At 43.0% G+C, this 19,745-nt stretch carries 15 protein-coding genes; 5 read left to right on the top strand and 10 right to left on the bottom strand.

Features of this window, described 5'->3' with window-relative positions:
* The first annotated feature begins 2 nt into the window (after positions 1-2).
* Together ACOSVQ_RS09225 and aguA are read left to right on the top strand one after the other, a co-directional pair.
* The gene (locus tag ACOSVQ_RS09225; RefSeq protein WP_491982271.1) at positions 3-1,394 is read left to right on the top strand and encodes an APC family permease; all 1,392 of its coding nucleotides are present in this window, start codon (positions 3-5) and stop codon (positions 1,392-1,394) included.
* Positions 1,391-2,491 carry an agmatine deiminase gene (gene aguA, locus ACOSVQ_RS09220; RefSeq protein WP_491982270.1) on the top strand — a complete coding sequence of 367 codons (1,101 nt, stop codon included), beginning with the start codon at positions 1,391-1,393 and terminating at the stop codon, positions 2,489-2,491. The genes ACOSVQ_RS09225 and aguA overlap by 4 nt, the downstream gene beginning before the upstream one ends.
* An 83-nt stretch (positions 2,492-2,574) precedes the next feature.
* Here the strand turns inward: aguA and ACOSVQ_RS09215 are convergent, their stop codons facing one another.
* Together ACOSVQ_RS09215 and katG are read right to left on the bottom strand one after the other, a co-directional pair.
* Entirely contained in the window at positions 2,575-3,939 is a 1,365-nt protein-coding gene (locus ACOSVQ_RS09215) for a diguanylate cyclase domain-containing protein (RefSeq protein WP_491982268.1), read from the bottom strand.
* Positions 3,940-4,346: 407 nt separating this feature from the next.
* Positions 4,347-6,521: a catalase/peroxidase HPI gene (katG, locus tag ACOSVQ_RS09210; protein WP_491982267.1), complete on the bottom strand. Its 2,175-nt coding sequence runs from the start codon at positions 6,519-6,521 to the stop codon at positions 4,347-4,349.
* Between the two features lie 388 nt (positions 6,522-6,909).
* On the opposite strand from katG, the gene ACOSVQ_RS09205 reads away from it, so the two are divergent.
* Positions 6,910-9,807 (top strand): ligand-binding sensor domain-containing protein, encoded by a 2,898-nt coding sequence (locus tag ACOSVQ_RS09205; protein WP_491982265.1) that lies wholly within the window; start codon positions 6,910-6,912, stop codon positions 9,805-9,807.
* 61 nt (positions 9,808-9,868) lie between these two features.
* Here ACOSVQ_RS09205 and ACOSVQ_RS09200 read toward each other — a convergent pair whose 3' ends face one another.
* Complete coding sequence (locus tag ACOSVQ_RS09200) at positions 9,869-11,062, bottom strand: class I SAM-dependent methyltransferase (protein WP_491982263.1); 1,194 nt, start codon at positions 11,060-11,062, stop codon at positions 9,869-9,871.
* Positions 11,063-11,409: 347 nt separating this feature from the next.
* Here ACOSVQ_RS09200 and yccX point away from each other — a divergent pair, with 347 nt between their 5' ends.
* The gene (gene yccX, locus ACOSVQ_RS09195) at positions 11,410-11,685 is read left to right on the top strand and encodes an acylphosphatase (protein ID WP_491982261.1); all 276 of its coding nucleotides are present in this window, start codon (positions 11,410-11,412) and stop codon (positions 11,683-11,685) included.
* Positions 11,686-11,763: 78 nt separating this feature from the next.
* On the opposite strand, the gene ACOSVQ_RS09190 is transcribed toward yccX, so the two are convergent.
* The 6 genes from ACOSVQ_RS09190 to ACOSVQ_RS09165 form a co-directional block, all read right to left on the bottom strand.
* The gene (locus tag ACOSVQ_RS09190; RefSeq protein WP_491982260.1) at positions 11,764-12,093 is read right to left on the bottom strand and encodes a TusE/DsrC/DsvC family sulfur relay protein; all 330 of its coding nucleotides are present in this window, start codon (positions 12,091-12,093) and stop codon (positions 11,764-11,766) included.
* 122 nt (positions 12,094-12,215) lie between these two features.
* A complete protein-coding gene (locus tag ACOSVQ_RS09185) occupies positions 12,216-12,884 on the bottom strand; it encodes a Bax inhibitor-1/YccA family protein (protein WP_165311290.1) in 669 nt (222 codons plus the stop codon).
* Between the two features lie 328 nt (positions 12,885-13,212).
* Entirely contained in the window at positions 13,213-13,968 is a 756-nt protein-coding gene (locus ACOSVQ_RS09180) for an amino acid ABC transporter ATP-binding protein (protein WP_416923249.1), read from the bottom strand.
* 22 nt (positions 13,969-13,990) lie between these two features.
* Positions 13,991-15,088 (bottom strand): amino acid ABC transporter permease, encoded by a 1,098-nt coding sequence (locus tag ACOSVQ_RS09175; protein ID WP_491982257.1) that lies wholly within the window; start codon positions 15,086-15,088, stop codon positions 13,991-13,993.
* 1 nt (position 15,089) lies between these two features.
* Complete coding sequence (locus ACOSVQ_RS09170; protein WP_491982388.1) at positions 15,090-16,286, bottom strand: amino acid ABC transporter permease; 1,197 nt, start codon at positions 16,284-16,286, stop codon at positions 15,090-15,092.
* A gap of 91 nt (positions 16,287-16,377) precedes the next feature.
* Entirely contained in the window at positions 16,378-17,406 is a 1,029-nt protein-coding gene (locus tag ACOSVQ_RS09165; RefSeq protein WP_491982256.1) for an amino acid ABC transporter substrate-binding protein, read from the bottom strand.
* 460 nt (positions 17,407-17,866) lie between these two features.
* On the opposite strand from ACOSVQ_RS09165, the gene ACOSVQ_RS09160 reads away from it, so the two are divergent.
* Positions 17,867-18,808 carry a precorrin-2 dehydrogenase/sirohydrochlorin ferrochelatase family protein gene (locus tag ACOSVQ_RS09160; RefSeq protein ID WP_491982255.1) on the top strand — a complete coding sequence of 314 codons (942 nt, stop codon included), beginning with the start codon at positions 17,867-17,869 and terminating at the stop codon, positions 18,806-18,808.
* A 122-nt stretch (positions 18,809-18,930) separates the two neighbouring features.
* Here ACOSVQ_RS09160 and ACOSVQ_RS09155 read toward each other — a convergent pair whose 3' ends face one another.
* The gene (locus ACOSVQ_RS09155) at positions 18,931-19,737 is read right to left on the bottom strand and encodes a Cof-type HAD-IIB family hydrolase (protein ID WP_165311296.1); all 807 of its coding nucleotides are present in this window, start codon (positions 19,735-19,737) and stop codon (positions 18,931-18,933) included.
* Positions 19,738-19,745 lie beyond the last annotated feature (8 nt).

Here is a 19,745-nt window from a genome sequence, read left to right as displayed (position 1 = left end):
TCATGGAAGACAAAAAAATGGGCGTGACGCCTCTAGCTCTGTTCAGCTTATGTGCGGTGTTAGTGGTGGATACGTTAACGGCATCAGCGTCAATTGGTGTCAGCTCGCTAGGATGGTGGGCGCTAATGTTGGTGGTATTCGTACTACCATACGGATTGATTACTTCTGAACTCAGTTCTGCTTATCCGGGCGAAGGTGGTATCTACGACTGGGTGAAACGTGCTTTTGGTCCGCGTTGGGCTATTCGCACTACATGGTTCTACTGGATTAACGTTGGCTTGTGGATGCCAGCGGTATACATCCTTTTCGCGGGTTCATTTGCCGAGCTGTTTGCACCTGATCTTTCATTGTTTGCTCAAGTGATCATGTGCGTTGCCCTGACTTGGCTAACCGTTTGGGTGTGTAACATTTCCGTTGATATTGGCGTTTGGGTAACTAACTTCTGCGCCGTATTAAAGGTAATCATCATTTCTGTGTTAGGCATTGGTGGATTCATCTATGCCGCAAAAAATGGTGTTGCCAACGAATTCACTTTTGAAACTGTGTTGCCATCTTTCGATTCTGGCGTCGCCTTTCTTCCTGCTTTGGTTTTCAACCTAATGGGCTTTGAGCTCGTGGCTACCATGACTAAAGAGATGAAAGACGTTAAGCAAATGCCAAAAGTCGTATTTCTGGCAATGACGGTAACGGCTCTGCTTTATGTACTTGGCACGTTAGGCATTCTGATGGCACTACCTGTGGAAGAGGTCGGTCTGGTTGCTGGCATCGTCGATACGTTGAAAGTCTTGTTTGGTGATGGTGCATTCGGTCAGTTCATGACTTACGCACTGGGCATTGTGACTTTGATTACCTTCATCGGAAACATGGTGAGTTGGACAATGGGTTCAAGCCGCGCTGCTGCTGAATCTGCACGTGATGGTGAACTTCCTGCTGCATTAGGCAAAACTTCAAGCCGTTACTCAACGCCAGTAGGGGCGAATGTTGGCACAGGTTTGGTATCCACCGCGGTAATCGTCGTATATGCGTTCTTTGCAAGCAGTAATGATGAACTGTTCTGGTCTATCTTTGCGTTCTCAAGCTGCGTGTTCTTAGTGCCATATCTATTTATGTTCCCAGCATACTTAAAACTTCGCGTGTCAGATGCTGATCGTCTGCGTCCCTTTAAAGCTCCGGGTAACATGGCCACACAAGCGGCGATGACGGCGATCTGTTTCGTTATCATTCTTCAGGCGGTGGTTCTTTTCATCTTCCCTGATGTGATTTTCGGATCAGTAGATTGGCAATATACCGCGCCAGTTTTAGCGGGTGTTATCGTAACGGTTGTGATTGGTGAGCTTTTACTGAAGCGTGCACATTCTCAAACTGAATCATCGGATGTGAGAGGTATAGCATGAGTAAAACATTAGAAGGCTCACCTAAAGATTTTGGCTATCACATGCCCGGTGAACACGAACCGCAAAGTGAAGTGTGGATGGCATGGCCGGTACGCAGTGACAACTGGCGATTTAGCGGCAAGCTAGCTCAACAAGCATTTGTCGAGGTTGCTACTGCGATTTCAAAGGCTACACCTGTGGTGATGTTGGTTGCACGAGAGCAATACGCCAATGCACGAGTTCAGTTGCCTGATCACATCAAAGTGGTGGAAATGTCATACAACGATTGCTGGATGCGCGACATCGGAGCAACTTACGTTGTGAATAGTGAAGGACAACGAGCAGGTGTTGACTGGCATTTTAATGCATGGGGTGGCTTGGTTGATGGTCTGTATTTCCCTTGGGATTTAGATGATGCCGTAGCGGATAAAATGGTGAACCTGACTGGTGATAACCTATTTAAAGCGCCTCTGGTTTTAGAAGGTGGCTCTATTCATAGTGATGGTGAGGGAACCATTTACACCACTGAAGAGTGTTTACTTCATCCAAGTCGTAACCCTGATCTGACTAAACAGCAGATAGAAGCATTGTTGCTGGCTTATCTCGGTGCTGAGAAAGTCATATGGCTACCAAACGGTTTATACAATGACGAAACCAATGGTCATGTGGACAACATCATGCACGTAGTGAAAGCTGGCGAAGTCGCATTAACTTGGTGTGACGACGTGAATGATCCTCAATATGAAATCAGTCGTAAGGCTTACGATGTGCTCAGCACGCAACTTGATGCTAAAGGACGAATTATCAAGGTGCATAAGTTGCCGATGCCGGGTCCGCTGTACATTGAAGAGCATGAAGCTTTTGGTATCGATCAAAGTGAAGGAATGGAGCGTGAAGCCGGTGAGCGTCTAGCGGCGTCCTATGCAAACTTCCTCATTACCAATAGCAGAATTGTGTTTCCTTTATTGGATGCCAGTAACGATCTGCTTGCCAAAGCCGTGTTACAAGAAGCGTTTCCGAATCACGAAGTGGTTGGCGTAAATGCTCGAGAAATACTGCTAGGTGGGGGTAATATTCACTGTATTACTCAGCAAGTGCCTTTAATCAACCATTCTTAAACACCCATTCTTAATTACCAATAACAAAAGCGGCGGATATTATCCGCCGCAAACTGTTTTAATCATCATCTTAACTACTTGTTTTAGATGCCTGCATCAAAATTATTCTTAGCAAACGCATTGGCATTTTTGTTGAGATACATTGCGTGGTCTGCTTTGGTGATTAAGCTATCGATATCTATGTTTTTATCGTCATAGATAGCGTAACCGATGCTCAAACTAGGTTTGATTTCCATATTGTTATGGTAGAAAGGTTCGCTTTCGATTTCCTTTTTAATCGACTGAGTGACACTGTTCACCTTCTCTGGCAAATAGATGTTTGTCAGGATAACCAGAAATTCATCACCGCCAATTCGCGCTACGGTGTCTGTGCTGCGAACATTCTCTTTCAACTTCATGCTGATGAACTGTAAAAACCGATCTCCAACATCGTGACCAAAATTGTCATTCACGTTTTTGAAGTCATTCACGTCAATACTCAATAAAGTAAAGTAACTATTACTTTCTCTCTTCGAAGACATCTTTCTAAGAAGTTCATTGATATAACGGCGGTTAGGTAAACGAGTCAGTTCATCCTGCATCGCTGCCATATGGATGGTCTTGTAGTTCTTATAAATTAAGAAAAACAGCGCATAGATAAGAAAGATCGAAAAGAACGCGGTAGACAGTATTGCGCGCTTAATGAACAACAGGTGTGCGCTGTCGGTCAGTTTGTATTTTGCTGCTAGCTGCCAACGACCAAACGGTAGATTAATGAAATGCTGAATGTCTGGCTTATCGAATGTTTCGATTTCGCCGTACAGCAATTTATTGGTGTTGGTGATGTTTCGAATCGCGATGTCAGCATCGAAAATATCGTAGATACCGCTGCTCTTCATCAGTGCATCATAATCGATAACAACGCTAACGGTTCCCCAATATGCCTTGTTATAAGGGAAATCGGAGTAAATAGGGTAGCGGGCGATCAAACCTCTACCACCTTGAACCAGATTAACTGGGCCATCGATATAGACGTGCTGGTTTTGCTTCGCTAACTGAATGGCTTTGTTCTGTTCTGGTACTTTCGAAAGATCTATACCTATGGCTGCTTCATTCCCTTTCAGCGGATAGATATAAGTGATGATGTTGTTCGGCGAAGCGGTAACGTTACGGACATGTTGAGACTTGCTCAGAAGCTGACTTGCCACAACGTCCCAATTTTTAAATGCAACGTGTGGATCGATAGTTATCAGTGTCGCTAAGCTATCAGCGAGGAAAGTATCCATAAAGATCGATGCTTCAAAGTTAGAACGCACTAGAGAAATGTTGTTCGCTACAACCATCTCAACTTTTTTGGACTCTAAACCGACGTAATGATTTTTGATTGCTATTGTAATTGGGGCAGCAATAGCAAAGTAGATGAGGGATAGTACGACAAATATGAGGTCTGTTTTCTTGTTATATGACACGTAATTTTGTATCCAGATTATTGAACAGTTGCGTAACTAACCTATTCGTTAGAGTTAATTGTAGGTAACGGTTAGCCAATACGAAAATCGTTAATTGTTAAAATAATTTTGCATACACGTATATATTTATAGTTCTATTTATATAAGTGTATCAATTAATAGTTCAAATATTTTTAATATGAATGAAATATACAATTTGAGCGGTTATTTGTGAAGTAAGTCGTAAATAAGTTTAACTGGTACGATAACAATCAAAGGTGAGTTTTTAACTGGCTTAGCAAGCAAGCAAGCAAGCAAGCAAGCAAGCAAGCAAGCAAGCAAGCAAGCAATCAATCAAGCAATCAAGCAACAAGAAGTAGAGAACTCCCTTTCCCTTAAATAAACACTAAGAGAAAGGGAGCATTTTTTTAGGCTAAATCAAAACGGTCTGCATTCATTACTTTTACCCAAGCAGTAACGAAGTCATTCACAAACTTCTCTTTACTGTCGTCCTGAGCATAGACTTCAGCGTAAGCCCTGAGTATAGAGTTGGAACCAAACACGAGGTCTACACGTGTTGCAGTCCATTTCTTGCTTCCGCTTTGTCGCTCACAAACTTCGTAGAGGTTTTCACCTGCGGGTTTCCATGTATAAGCCATGTCCGTGAGATTAACAAAGAAATCATTGGTGAGTTTACCGACGTCGCTAGTGAAAACACCATGGGTAGTTCCACCATAGTTCGTTCCAAGAACTCTCATACCACCCACTAATACGGTCATTTCACAGGCGGTTAAACCCATGAGCTGCGCTCTGTCGAGAAGCATTTCCTCAGCACTAACCACGTAATCTTTCATTTGCCAGTTTCTAAACCCATCCGCTAGCGGCTCTAGAACGTCGAAAGAGTCTACGTCGGTTTGTGCTTCTGTAGCATCACCGCGACCTGCACTGAAAGGTACTTTGATATTAAAGCCAGCTGCTTTCGCTGCCATTTCGACACCCACATTACCTGCAAGTACTATGGTGTCAGCAACACTAGCACCCGTTTCAGCGGCGATTGTTTCTAATGTTTTCAATACTTTTGCGAGTTTAGCAGGTTCGTTACCTTGCCAATCTTTTTGTGGAGCTAAGCGAATGCGAGCGCCATTCGCACCCCCACGTTTATCCGAGCCTCTAAAGGTACGGGCACTATCCCAAGCAGTTGAAACCATTTCACTTACAGACAAACCGGATGCCGCAATTTTCGATTTAACGGCCTCAATATCATAAGCAGTACTGCCCGCAGCTACAGGATCTTGCCAAATCAGATCTTCTTTAGGCACGTCTGGACCGAGATAGCGAGCTTTAGGGCCTAAATCGCGGTGAGTCAGTTTGAACCAAGCTCTTGCAAAGGTATCTGCGAAATAATCTGGATCATCTCTAAAGCGCTCAGAAATTTTGCGATAGTTTGGGTCCATTTTTAGCGCCATATCGGCGTCAGTCATGATTGGATTGTAGTGTTTGGATGGGTCTTCAACATCGGCCGGTTTATCTTCCGGAGCAATGTTAACTGGCTCCCATTGCCAAGCACCCGCTGGGCTTTTCTTGAGTTCCCAATCGTATTTGAACAAGAGATAGAAGTATCCGTTGTCCCATTGAGTTGGGTTGGTTGTCCAAGCACCTTCAATACCACTGGTAACCGTATCGCGACCAATCCCTCGAGTGTTGTGATTCATCCAGCCTAAACCTTGTTCTTCAAGCGGTGCGCCTTCAGGATCTGGACCAAGATTTGCTGCATTACCGTTACCGTGACATTTGCCCACTGTATGTCCACCAGCGGTGAGGGCAACAGTTTCTTCATCATTCATCGCCATGCGCGCAAAGGTAACCCGCATATCTTTGGCTGTTTTCAATGGGTCAGGATTGCCGTCCACGCCTTCTGGGTTAACGTAAATTAACCCCATCATTACGGCCGCGAGTGGGTTCTCTAAATCGCGTTCGCCAGAGTAGCGGCTGCCTTTCCCACCACTAGGTGCAAGCCATTCTTTTTCCGAGCCCCAATAAGTGTCCTTTTCTGGTTGCCAGATATCTTCACGACCAAATGCAAAGCCAAATGTTTTGAAACCCATAGACTCATAGGCCATGTTGCCAGCGAGGATGCTCAAATCTGCCCAGCTGATTTTGTTACCGTATTTTTGTTTTATCGGCCAAAGAAGGCGACGAGCTTTATCTAGGTTTGCGTTGTCTGGCCAAGAGTTAAGTGGTGCAAAACGTTGATTACCAGTTGCTGCGCCACCTCTGCCGTCGGCAATGCGATAGCTACCTGCAGCATGCCATGCCATACGAATCATTAAGCCTCCGTAATGGCCCCAATCAGCTGGCCACCAGCTTTGGCTGTTAGTCATGAGTGCTTTCAGGTCATTTTTGAGGGCGTCAACATTCAGTTTTTTTAGTTCTTCTTTGTATGAGAAATCGGCACCTAAAGGATTAGTCTTGCTATCGTGCTGATGCAGAATGTCGAGATTGAGTGCTTTTGGCCACCAATCCATGACTGACATATCTGAGGAAGTCATCCCACCATGCATCACAGGGCATTTTCCGCCTGTGTTTGCTCCATGTTTTTCCATGTCCAACTCCTTGTCTCACGTTGCTTTATTAAATTAGTGAATAAATTTTAAGGGCAGATATTACGTGTTACAGATATTGATATTTCAATTGCTTGGAACTAACTACTGATAAAACATAGTTCAAGATGCGAGTGTCGGCATGGAGATATGCCGATTAATTTATAGTTGGGTAAATAGGTCTCATATTTTGGAAAATGAAAACGAAAGTTTAATGGGAATCACAATACGAGAATTAATCTACGCACCAAAGAAGGGAAAGAGATGATAGAAGTTGCGTATTCTGCAACTTCTCGTAGACATTAAGTATTAGGCGTGCTGATATTTCATGGCTAAATTATTATAAATTTCGATGTGGTTAACGTTAGTGGCATAGGAAGTAAAACGTTAAATGATCTTTCCCCAGTATTTCTCGCTCAATCGTTTATTGCTTTTCATTATTTTAGGGGTATTTTCGCCTCTTAAAGCTTGGGCGCAAACTAGCCTGATAACGCCAACTTCTCTCACTGATTATTACGTCGATACGTGGACTTCTACAGAAGGCTTACCTCATAACAGCATCAATGCCATAGCTCAAACCCAAGATGGTTATCTGTGGTTTGCAACTTGGGAAGGTGTGGCGAGATACAACGGTCTTGAATTCAGATTGTTTGATCGCAGTCCTGATACGCATATGCTCGATTCAGGAACTCGTGCGCTGGTTTCCGGTAGCAACAATTCATTATGGGTCGGGGGTGCAAGGGGCAGCCTCAGTTTAAGAACGGGTTTTACTTGGCACCTGCAACAAGCAGCACCAAGCATGGTTAACCATGTATTAATCGACAGTTCTGGCAATCAATGGTTAGCGATAGAAGGTCAGGGGATTGTTCGTCGCCAACGAAACTCCGACGGCTCATTTGGTGACAATGTTTGGGTATTGCAACATATCAGTACCTATCGGTTAGTGGAAAATGCAGCCAATGAAATTTTTGCTGCGACCGAAAAAGGATTGTTCAAACTGTCAGACTCTTCTGCAGAAAGAGTCGACAACTCAAGTTTCGATAAAGTGTATTACCTCTCACTCGCACAAAATGGCGACTTGCTTATCGGTTCAAACCGAGGTGCATGGCGCTATGATGGCAAAGAACTCAATCTGCTTGATTCAAGAATGGATAAAACAGTGGTTACTGTTGTTGAGCAAGATACGGATGGCAATATCTGGCTCGGTACTATCAATAAGGGACTTGCACGTCTAGCTCACGGCGTTCTTGAATTTCTGGATGCAAGCGGAGGTTTGCCAAACAACCGCATACTTTCTTGGTATCAGGATATTGAAGGAAGTATTTGGGTTGGTACTAATGGCGGTTTAATTCGCCTTCGTAATGCGCCATTTATGTCGATTACACAAGATAAGGGTTTGGTCGGAAACTATGTCAGAACCTTGTTACCAATCGCTGAAGATGAGTTTCTTGTTGGTTCAAGTAATGGATTAAGCCTGATTAAACAAAATAGCGCAGAGAGAGCTATTAACGACGATATTTCGTTATCCGTGCTTAGTCTTGCCAATGCTTCAGATGGTGGTGCTTGGATAGGAACCTATCAGAAAGGTTTGATGCACTGGAGTAATGGCAATATCAAATCGGTCATTACCGATAAACAAGGCTTACCGACCAACGAAGTTCGAGCCATATTAGAAGATAGCCAGCGTAACCTTTGGATAGGAACACCGTTTGGATTAGTGAAAAAGCAGCCAGACGGCACTTTATCTCACTTTAATCAGCAAAATGGTTTAACGGATGACTATGTGATGGCTCTTGCGGAAGATGAGCTAGGCCATATTTGGGTGGGCACCGGCGTTGGTGTTGGCTATTGGGATGGTGCCCAACTGGTCAATTTGGATCTAGAACCTCTTGAGCAAGCTCAATATGCTTTCGGTTTTTATGTGGAAAAGGGCTATGTGTGGATAGCAACAGATAGAGGCATAGTTCGTTATCGTCACTCTGACCAAACTCTCGCGCTGGTCGGGCGTCCGCATGGTCTTCCTATTGATAAGTTTTTCCAGATCCAGAAAGATGAAGACGGGTATTTTTGGTTATCCAGCAACCGAGGTATCTGGAAAATTGATGCGAACCGAGCTCATAAAGTTGCAGATGGCACAGAGTCAAACATCATCTTTGAACATTTTGATGAAACAGATGGTATGGCAAGCAGCCAAGCAAATGGGGGATCCAACCCTGCGTCAGCCAAACTTAGTAATGGCGCTATCTATTTTGCTACGGCGAAAGGCGTAGCTTCTATCCATCCGACTAATCTTTACAAGTTAAGTAGTAATCCACTTCCTGTTGTGTTGCAGTCGATTCGATTTGACTCAGAAGCGGTGAACCCTGATGAAACTCGCTTAGTGCCGGCAGGTACCAGTCGAGTCTCAATCAGTTATGTGGGATTAGGTTATGTGATGTCGGAGCGTATTCAGTACCGAACAAAGCTAGAAGGGTTTGATAACTCTTGGTCTGAGCGCAGAAACATTCGCACAGCGGAGTTTACCAATTTACACCCTGGTCATTATAAGTTTCTTGTTAGTGCTCGATACCCCTACGGCAATTGGACAGAGGCGAAAGCGCTGTACGAATTTGACGTTGAACCTTTGTTCTGGCAACGCAAAGATGTCATCGTGTTTATCATCTTGTCAGTTATTGCATTGATTGGTTCTGGCGTTATGTGGCGTATTGAAATGCTCAAACGCAGCGCTATGTATCTGAAGCAGCAAGTGGAATTGCAGACTCAGGAGCTACGCTCACAAGCGGATATGTTTGAGAAACTATCCCACGAAGATGAGTTAACAGGGCTCGCTAACCGACGAGCTTTCGATGCAGAGCTGAAACAGAGATTTGAATCCGCAAAACAAAACGGTGAAGTATTGCACCTTGCGGTGCTGGATATTGACCACTTTAAACGCATTAACGACAAGTATTCACACTTGGTTGGTGATCACGCGATTGTTGAAGTAGTTGATGTTCTGAAAAATCACATCAACAGTGACACATTGCTAGCGAGATGGGGTGGAGAAGAATTCACACTGTTGTTTGTGGGTGACATTAATGAATCTAATGCTTACTTGGAGCGTCTACGAGAAGCGATTGAAGCACACAGTTTTGACAACGTTGCCTTCCTACTGAAAATTACCGTTAGTATCGGCGTTTCAAGTAGCGAATTAATTGAAGATTATGAAGACCTATTAAAACTGGCCGACCATGCCTTGCTTAACGCAAAAAGAAATGGCCGAAATCGAGTGGAAAGAATCACCGCTTAATAGATGAAAAACGGTCGCTAGTGCGACCGTTTTAGTGTGTGTTTGAATGCCGAAAGTATTTTTAGAATACCTTACAAGCAAAACCTTTTAGGTAGAAACCTTCTGGATAAGCGGTGTCTGTTGGGTGGTCTGCAGCTTGTTCAAAACGTTCTACGAATTTCACGTCACGTCCTGCATCCAAAGCCGCGTCCGCAATGATTTTTTGGAATAGCGCCTGATCCATCAAACCAGAGCAAGAATAAGTTAATAGCGTGCCACCCGGTTTTAAGATTTGCATCGCTAGCATGTTGATGTCTTTGTAGCCACGACATGCACCTGTCAACTGCGCTTTAGACTCAGCAAATTTTGGTGGGTCCATGATGACCACATCAAACTTAGTACCTTGATCGCGGTATTCGCGTAGCAGCTTGAATACATCGGCATTTAAGAAAACAGCACGCTTTTTAGAAATATCAAACTCATTCAATTCAGCGTTAAATTTTGCTGTATCAAGTGCTGGTTGAGACACGTCAGCGTTAATCACGCGTTTTGCTCCGCCTTTAAGCGCGTACAAACCAAATCCGCCTGTGTATGAGAAGCAGTTCAATACATCTTTCTCTTTCACATACTTCATTGACTGGAAGCGGCTGTCACGTTGGTCAAGATAGAAACCGGTTTTGTGCCCGTTGACGATATCAACATTGATTTTGATACCGTTTTCTTCAATAACCACAGACTTCGGTGGTAGCTCGCCGTGAAGCACACCGACACGCTCTTCCAAACCTTCTTTCTTACGTACAGCTACGTCAGAGCGCTCGTAAATATGGCAGTCAGGGAAACAGGTGTTCAATGCTTTTACCAGTGCATCTTTTTGGTATTCAGCACCGGCGCTTAAAAGCTGACACACTAGGTAATTATCGTATTTGTCGATAGTGATACCTGGTAAGCCGTCTGATTCAGCAGCAATTAAACGGTAACCAGTTAAGCCGTCACGCTCGATAAAATCATCGCGAAGTAGCTGGGCTTGTTGAATACGCTTAACGAAGAACGCGCTATCAATTTCATCTTTGTCGAAACTCCAAACACGAGCACGAATTTGTGAATGAGGAGAGTACGCTGCTTTGGCTAGCCACTGACCGTCGTTTGCATAAACATCTACAGTTTCACCTAACGCTGGTTCACCTTCGATGCGTTGAATACCACGAGAAAATACCCATGGATGTTTACGACGTAATGATTTATCGCGGCCTTTGACCAAATAGATTGCAGAAGTCATTGCTCTACTCTGAAGAATGATAGAAAAGGTCGAGTATTGTCGTGGAACTGAGCTTGAAAAGCAACTCGACTTATTGTGTTCATAATTAAGTGATATACATACTCTTCGTACTTGGAGTTGCAGCGGTGTTGGCTACGTTCGTTCGCCCCAATCACATAGTTGATCTATGCTCATGGGGATTCACTTACTTGCCGCCTAGCTGCTACTCCAAGTGGTTTGAGTAAATTAAAAATAAACACGCGACTTTTTAGAAACTAAGATCATGATCCAATAGTGAGTCCTTGTTAAAACAATGAGCTAACTATTGGCTATGCTTTATAGGAATCGAAAATTAGGAATGAATTCGAATGGTAGCAAAGTGTGAAAAATTTATTGTTTCGGGAGTGGTGCAGGGTGTGGGTTTTCGTTATCACACCTCACATCAAGGATTAAAGCTTGGATTGACGGGATACGCGAAAAATCTCAACAATGGTGACGTAGAAGTTATTGCATGTGGTTCAAACGAGCACGTCGATGAGTTTTATGAGTGGTTAAAAATGGGACCAAGAACGGCGTCGGTTGAGAAGATTGTTCGTACGACGTGCACCACTGACAAGAGTTACCGAGGGTTTGAAATTCTGTAAGCCCTACTCTTTAGTAAAGGCTTACAGAGTTTTCGATAATTCTAACTGTTATATGCAGAGGTGTTACAACTAAAGGTGTTATAAGCATTTAGCGGGTTTTGGTAAACCTGCCAATTTAGTGGCTTGTTTTGCTGGACCTTTAGGGAACAGTTTAAACAAATACTTGCTGTTGCCTTTTTCAGGGCCGTGCTCTTTTTCCATCGCTTTTACAAGCATGCGAATCGCTGGAGATGTGTTGAACTCTTCATAGAATTTACGCACAAAAAGTACTACTTCAATATGCGCTTCCGTTAGATCAATCCCTTCTTGCTTAGCCAAAATATCCATCATGCCTTCAACCCATTGGGTAGAATCTAATAGATAGCCTTGAGCGTCAGTTTCAATAGTGTTGCCGTTGTATTCAAACATTGTGTTTAACAGTGAGTAGCTTAAATAATTGGGCATAGGGTAGCGAAGGGATTCATTTTGCTCAAGAAGAAAAAAGCCCGAGAAATTCTCGGGCTCTTGTATGTATTCAATTCGGCGACGTATTAATCGTCGTTCATGATGCCTAGGATGCTTAGTAGGCTAGTGAACAGGTTCAGAATGTTCAGGTACATAGAGATTGTTGCGCTAACGTAGTTAGTCTCTTCACCACGAACAATGCGGCTAGTATCGAATAGGATGAAGCCTGAGAATACTAGTGCTGACATGCTGCTGATTGCTAGTTGACCCATTGTAGAACCAACAAAGATGTTGATGATTGCTGCAACGATAACAATGATAAGACCTGCAACTAGGAAGTTACGCATGAATGAGAAGTCTTTTTTGCTGCTTACTGTGTATGCAGAAAGACCAAGGAACACCATACCAGTCAAACCAAGTGCTTGAGCAATAATCGATGGACCATTTGGAATTGCAGCGTAATAGTTAAGCATTGGACCTAGAGCACCACCCATTAATGTGGTGAACACAAATGTCCAAACAATACCCATTGATGAGTTGATTGCTTTTGGTAGAGCGAAGAACAGAACACCGATTGCAGCAACTTGCATTACAAGCGCCATGATTGGTGAAATACCCATTGCCATTGTTACTACAGCTGCGATAGCGCTGGTTACTAGTGTCATCGACAGTAGGAAATAGGTGTTTTTAAGCGTTTTGTTAATCTCAAGTGTGTTTAAACCACTTGTAGAACGAGAATACATAGGAGTGTTCATACTTTTACTCTTCCTCATTGAAAGGTGTTTCTTGTTTATGTAGACATTAATGAGGCCAATAGTTCCATTTTTCAAGCCTCTGCCTAGGTTGTTACTAAAAATAATAAACAAAAACGGGCTAAATAAGCGTGACAAGTTGTAACACAATATTTCCGTTCATCTAAGTTTATATCTGGCTTAATACTAACACTAATTTGCTTTTGTTTTTGTCGGGAATGGATGAATTAAACCATTAGTTACAAAAGAAAAATAATGTACTAAAAAACAAAAGAGGCGAATGAATCGCCTCTTTAGATAATGCCAATAGGCATGGTAATCCAGTCAACAATTAATGGTGAAGGATCTGCGCTAGGAAGTTTTGCGTACGATCGGACTGAGGATTTTCGAAGAAATCTTTTGGATTGTTTTCTTCGATGATTTCACCTGCGTCCATAAAGATCACTCGGTCTGCTACTTCTTTTGCAAAGCCCATTTCGTGGGTAACACAAAGCATTGTCATACCTTCGCCGGCAAGCTCAACCATTACATCCAGTACTTCACGAACCATCTCTGGGTCTAGTGCTGAGGTTGGTTCGTCAAACAGCATAACTTGTGGGTTCATACATAAAGAGCGAGCAATCGCCACGCGTTGTTGCTGGCCACCAGATAACTGACCTGGGTATTTGTCTGCTTGGTCTGGGATCTTTACACGTTTCAAGAACTTCATTGCGATCGCTTCAGCTTCTTCTTTAGGCATTTTTTTAACCCAAATTGGTGCTAGCGTGCAGTTTTCCAAAACAGTTAGGTGAGGGAATAGGTTGAAGTGTTGGAAACACATTCCTACCTCACGGCGTACCGCTTCAATGTTCTTTAAGTCTTCAGTCAGCTCTGTTCCCGCCACAAGAATTTGACCTTTTTGGTGTTCTTCTAAGTGGTTGATACAACGAATCATGGTTGATTTGCCTGAGCCTGAAGGTCCACAAATAACGATTTTTTCGCCTTTTTTAACATCAAGATTAATGTTCTTTAGTACGTGAAATTCACCATACCACTTGTTCATGTCCTTAATTTGAATCATGAAATCTTCTGCAGTTTGTTGCGTCATAATACGTTCCCTGAATTATTGTTTATCGTTTGTGACCGGTATGGAGTTTGCCTTCTAGCCAAATCGAGTATCTCGACATGCTAAAGCAGAACACCCAGAACACTAACGCGACAAATACGTAACTTTCTGTAGCAAAACCAAGCCAGCTTGGGTCAGTGTTTGATGACTGACCAACACCGAGTACGTCAAACATACCGATGATAAGAACCAGACTGGTATCTTTAAATAGACCGATAAAGGTATTTACGATTGATGGAATCGTGATTTTCAAAGCTTGTGGAAGAATGATTAACCCAACTTTCTTCCAGTATGAAAGACCTAAAGCATCGGCAGCTTCATATTGACCTTTCGGTATTGCTTGTAGACCACCACGAACCACTTCTGCCATATAGGCTGAGCTAAACATAACCACACCGATAAGAGCACGGATAAGTTTGTCTGTTTCTGAACCTTCTGAAAGGAACAGCGGTAACATTACCGAAGCCATAAATAATACGGTGATCAGTGGTACACCACGCCAAACTTCAATATAGACAGTACATAGGCTGCGGATGATTGGCATATTAGAGCGACGACCGAGCGCTAAAACCACACCGATAGGCAGTGAAACCACGATACCAACCAGAGCAATAATAAGCGTGATTAGTAATCCACCCCATTTATGGGTTTCAACCACGGTTAGACCAAATACACCGCCGTACAACAATGCCGCAATTAAGAAGGGGTAGATGTTGACGAAGAATAGCCAAATCCAAGTACGCTTAGGCGTTTTGTCGTAAGCAATCAAACCAACGAATACAGCTAACGTGAAGAAGAATAGGCGAGGGCGCCAAAGTTCTGCTTCAGGATAGAACCCGTACATGTATTGTTGCCAACGAACGCTGATAAACACCCAGCAAGCGCCTTCTCCGGTACAGGCATCACGAGTTGTACCAACCCAATCTGCGTTAATAAATGCCCAGTTAAAGATGCCCCAAATGCCTTGGAAGGCAAAGTAAGCCAAAATAATCGTTACAACTGAGTTGATTGGACTATTAAACAGATTTTTCTTAAACCAGCCTACAATACCTGTCGTTTTAACTGGAGGCGGAAGACTTGGTTGAAATTGATGTACTTTCATCTTATCTCTCCACCAATGCTACTTTACGGTTGTAGATGTTCATAAATAGTGATGTGAGCAAGCTAAGTGTTAAGTAGACGCCCATTGTCATCGCGATAATTTCAATCGCCTGACCTGTTTGGTTAAGTGTTGTACCTGCAAATACAGAAACAAGATCTGGATAACCAATCGCCATCGCTAAGGATGAGTTTTTGGTTAAGTTCAGATATTGGCTTGTTAGTGGTGGAATGATGATTCTCAGAGCTTGAGGAATCACAACCAATTTCAACGTTTTAGAACGAGGCAAACCTAGCGACATTGCAGCTTCTGTTTGACCATGGCTAACAGCGTTAATACCAGAACGAACAATCTCAGCGATGAACGAAGCGGTATAAATTGTTAAAGCCAATAGTAAAGCAGCAAGTTCAGGAATGATGCTTACACCACCTTGGAAGTTAAATCCTTTCAATACAGGGTATTGCGCAGAAATTGGTGACCCCATGATGAAGTAAACAACCAAAGGCAACACGACACACAAGCCAAGAGCAATTCTAAGCATTGGTGTTTGTTGACCTGTTAAACGTTGCTTGTTCTTTGCCCAGATACTAATAGCGATAGTCGCTATTACACCCAAAATGAATGCTCCAACGACAACACTGCTTCCTGCTTCAAAAACCGGAGTAGGTAGAAACAGACCGCGAACGTTTAAGAAAATAGCTTCGCCTAAGCTTAGACTTTGGCGTGCTGATGGCAGCGTTTGAAGTACTGCGACGTACCAAAACAAAATTTGTAGTAGTAATGGAATATTACGGAATGTTTCGATATACACAGCAGCCAAGCGGCTAACTAACCAGTTGGTTGATAGACGAGCAATACCTAAGATAAAGCCCAAAATCGTAGCAAAGAAGATACCTAAAATAGATACCAGTGCAGTATTGAGTAGACCAACAAAAAACGTACGTCCGTACGAGAATGTTTCATTATACTCAATCAAAGTTAAACCAATCCCAAAGCCTGCTGGTTGATCCAAAAAGGCGAAGCCTGTTGCTATACCACGAGCACTAAGGTTCGTCAGCGCATTGTTTACAATGGTATAGAAGAAAAAGACCAGAGCCGCGATCGCAATCGCTTGGAAGACAATCGAGCGAAAAGTAGGATTGTATAGAAGGTTGGTGCTTTTTGAAGAAGGTACTGCCGCCTTCGGCACCGAAGTTGTCATAGGTTTCATACAGCGATAACCTCTTTATCCATTTAGACAAAGGGCGGCATTACACCGCCCATTTCTTTCCATATCTATAAACGGAGAGGAATTAACGAATTGGTGGAGCGTACATGAAGCCACCCGCATTCCATAGTGCGTTAGCACCACGAGAAATTTGAAGTGGAGAACCTTTACCTACAGTACGTTCGAAACTCTCACCGTAGTTACCAACTTGTTTAACGATTTGGTAGCCCCAGTCGTCACGAATACCTAGACCAGAACCTTTAGGACCGTCTACACCTAGAATACGTTTAACTTCTGGGTTTTCAGACTTCAACATTTCGTCTGCGTTAGCTGAAGTAATGCCGTATTCTTCTGCGTTGATCATCGCGTTCAGAGTCCACTTAGCAACGTTGAACCATTTGTCGTCATCTTGACGAACTACTGGGCCTAGAGGCTCTTTAGAAATGATTTCTGGTAGTACAACTGCTGAGTTTGGATCAGCTAGGTTTAGACGAAGTGCGTATAGACCTGATTGGTCAGTTGTTAGAACGTCACAACGGCCAGCATCGAAGCCTGCAGCAGTTTGAGTTGATGTATCAAATACAACTGGCTTGTAGCTGATGCCGTTTGCACGGAAGTAGTCAGCAAGGTTTAGCTCTGTAGTTGTACCAGATTGGATACAGATAGATGCGCCATCAAGCTCTTTTGCACTTTTAACACCTAGATCTTTCTTAACCATGAAACCTTGACCGTCGTAGTAGTTTACGCCAGCAAAGTTTAGACCTAACGCTGTATCACGTTGAAGAGTCCAAGTTGTGTTGCGAGATAGAATGTCGATTTCACCAGATTGAAGTGCAGTGAAACGCTCTTTAGCTGTTAGTGGAACGAATTTTACTTTAGTTTTGTCGCCAAGAACTGCAGCAGCTACTGCTTGACAGTATTCTACGTCGATCCCTTCCCATTCGCCTTTAGCGTTAGGGTTAGAGAAGCCTGGAAGACCAGTACTTACACCACATGACAAAACACCAGCAGCCAAAACTTTGTCTAAAGTACTATCTGCTGCCGATGCTGACGTTGCTGCGAAGGCAGAAGATGCCGCTACAACTGTGGCAAGAAGTGTGAGTTTATTCGCCATTTGTATCCTTCCTGTATGATCCATGTTTGACCAGGTGATCCCTGATACAAGCTTTATAAATGTTGTGTTTTATAATTAGTTTTGCGATTGACTAGCACTTTCTTGTGCATTTATGAATCAATCGTTTATAAGCGTAGATATAAAGCGCGGATTTCTCAAATACATAATTTAAAAAGATTTTTGATTGAAATCACATACCTAAGCTATGTTTAGAATGTCTAAATGTTGTTCCAATGTAAATAGTGCAACTAGGCTCATCATTGGTGCAACAGAATGTCTTCGGGATAATTGACTAAAGAATTAATATATAAAAATAGCCTTGTTAGGAAATTCTTATATTTTTATCTATTAACTGTGCAAAATTCAGTCATTAATTATTTGGTGTGCATTTGCTAGTGCTTTTGTTGCACCTTTTTTGTTAGCATAATCGAATAGTTATTTACATTGTGATGAAAAATAAATGCAATATTTTCCGCTGTTCTTAGATCTCACAAATAAAGCCGTTTTAGTCGTTGGTGGAGGCGAAGTTGCATGCCGTAAAATTGACGCGCTATTACGTGCTGGCGCTCGTGTCACAATCGTTTCTCCCCAGATTGCCCATTACCTACATACGCTTGTCGAGCAAGGGAAATGCGAGTGGATTCAAAACTTCTATTCACCTAGTGTTTTAACCAATCGCTTTGTGCAGGTATGGGCGACAACAGATAACCCAGATCTCAACCATCAAGTGCATAAAGATGCAAAAAATATCGGTGTTTTAGTCAATGTGGTCGATGACTTGCCGTATTGTGACTTCATCACCCCTTCGATGATAGACAGAGGTCGAATACAGATAGCGATCTCTAGCGGAGGCGCGTCACCAGTACTTGTGCGCAACATTCGCGAGACATTGGAATCAGTATTGCCACAAAATTTAGGTCTACTTGCTGAGTTTGGCGCTTCAAAGAGAAGTTCGATAAAAGAGCACCTACCAACAGTTGATCTACGTCGCAAGTTTTGGGAAATGTTTTTTTCATCAACTCAAGTGAAGGAAGCAAATTCGCGAGAACAGTTGGAAGTTCTGTATGTATCTGCGTTAGAGAATGAGATCGAAAACTATAGTGATGTGACATGGATAGAATATGGTAATGATGTTGAACTTCTCCCAATGAAGGCTCTAAGGTATATGCAGCAAGCAGAAATCGTTTTGTTTGAAAAAGACTGTTTGTTTAATGTGATCGATCTATGTCGTAGAGATGCGGAGAGGGAAGAATTTAGCAGCTCAGCGCATTTGGGCGAGCGTTTAAAACAAGTTAAAGCTGAGAAAAAGCGAGTCTGTGTCTTGATCTCTAAGCTTACTCAAGAATTTTCTTTGCTTCACAGTCAACAAAGAGTGATTAAGCCTGGCAGTGAAAAGAAATAATTTAAGCCTGATTAGACTGGGCTACAAAGCATAGAAATATGTGCTTTGTCATTGCCACTCTCATAGAAAAGGGATGAATACCACTGATAGGATTCATCCCTTTATTGTTTCAGTATCGTTACTTACAACACGAATTTTTCAATTGCCGCCGCGACACCATCTTCATCATTACTCAAGGTAATGTAATCCGCGATACGCTTGGTTTCTTCCATCGCATTTGCCATTGCAATACCCATTCCTGCGTATTCAATCATATGATGGTCGTTTTCAGCATCACCCATACACATAACCTGACTAGCAGGTACGCCAAGATGATCCGCAATCGCTTTGATACCTACGCCTTTGTTGCTCTGAGTGTTGAGGAACTCTAAGAAGTGTGGCGCACTTTGTACAACCGTAAATTGTTCATGCATGTGAGCTGGAATCTTCTTGATAGCAGCAGAAAGTAGACTAGGTTCCGCCACAATCATGGTTTTTATGATTGGGTGATCGTCTTCGAGTTCTGAAAAATCCATCTCAGTAATTTTCAAACCATCATTAATTTTCGATTCGAGCTCGGTGAACTCACTGACGCGTGGAGTGATCAGACCGTGAATTTGGCTAAATGCATGAGTATTGACGCCAAGCTCTTCTGCAAGCTTAGCCACAGCTTTTGCGGCTTTACCATCGATGATTTGTTTATAGATAACTTCGCCAGTCGCTACATTCTGAACCATCGAACCGTTGTAGTGCAGGACGTAATCTTGGTCTGAAGTTAATTCCAGTTCTTCCAGCTTGCTGCGCATACCATCAATAGGGCGGCCTGATGCAAGCACCACACGCACACCTTGTTCTTTCGCTAGGGCAATAGCCTGTTTAGTGCGAGGTGTAATTTGCTTTTGGCTATTGAGAAGTGTGCCATCCATATCAAGAGCGATGATTTTGTACATGAGATACC

This window comes from Vibrio sp. HM8-C (genome assembly GCF_058630515.1).
Note: the sequence above shows the minus strand (reverse complement) of the source record. Positions and strands in the feature narration are given on the sequence as shown.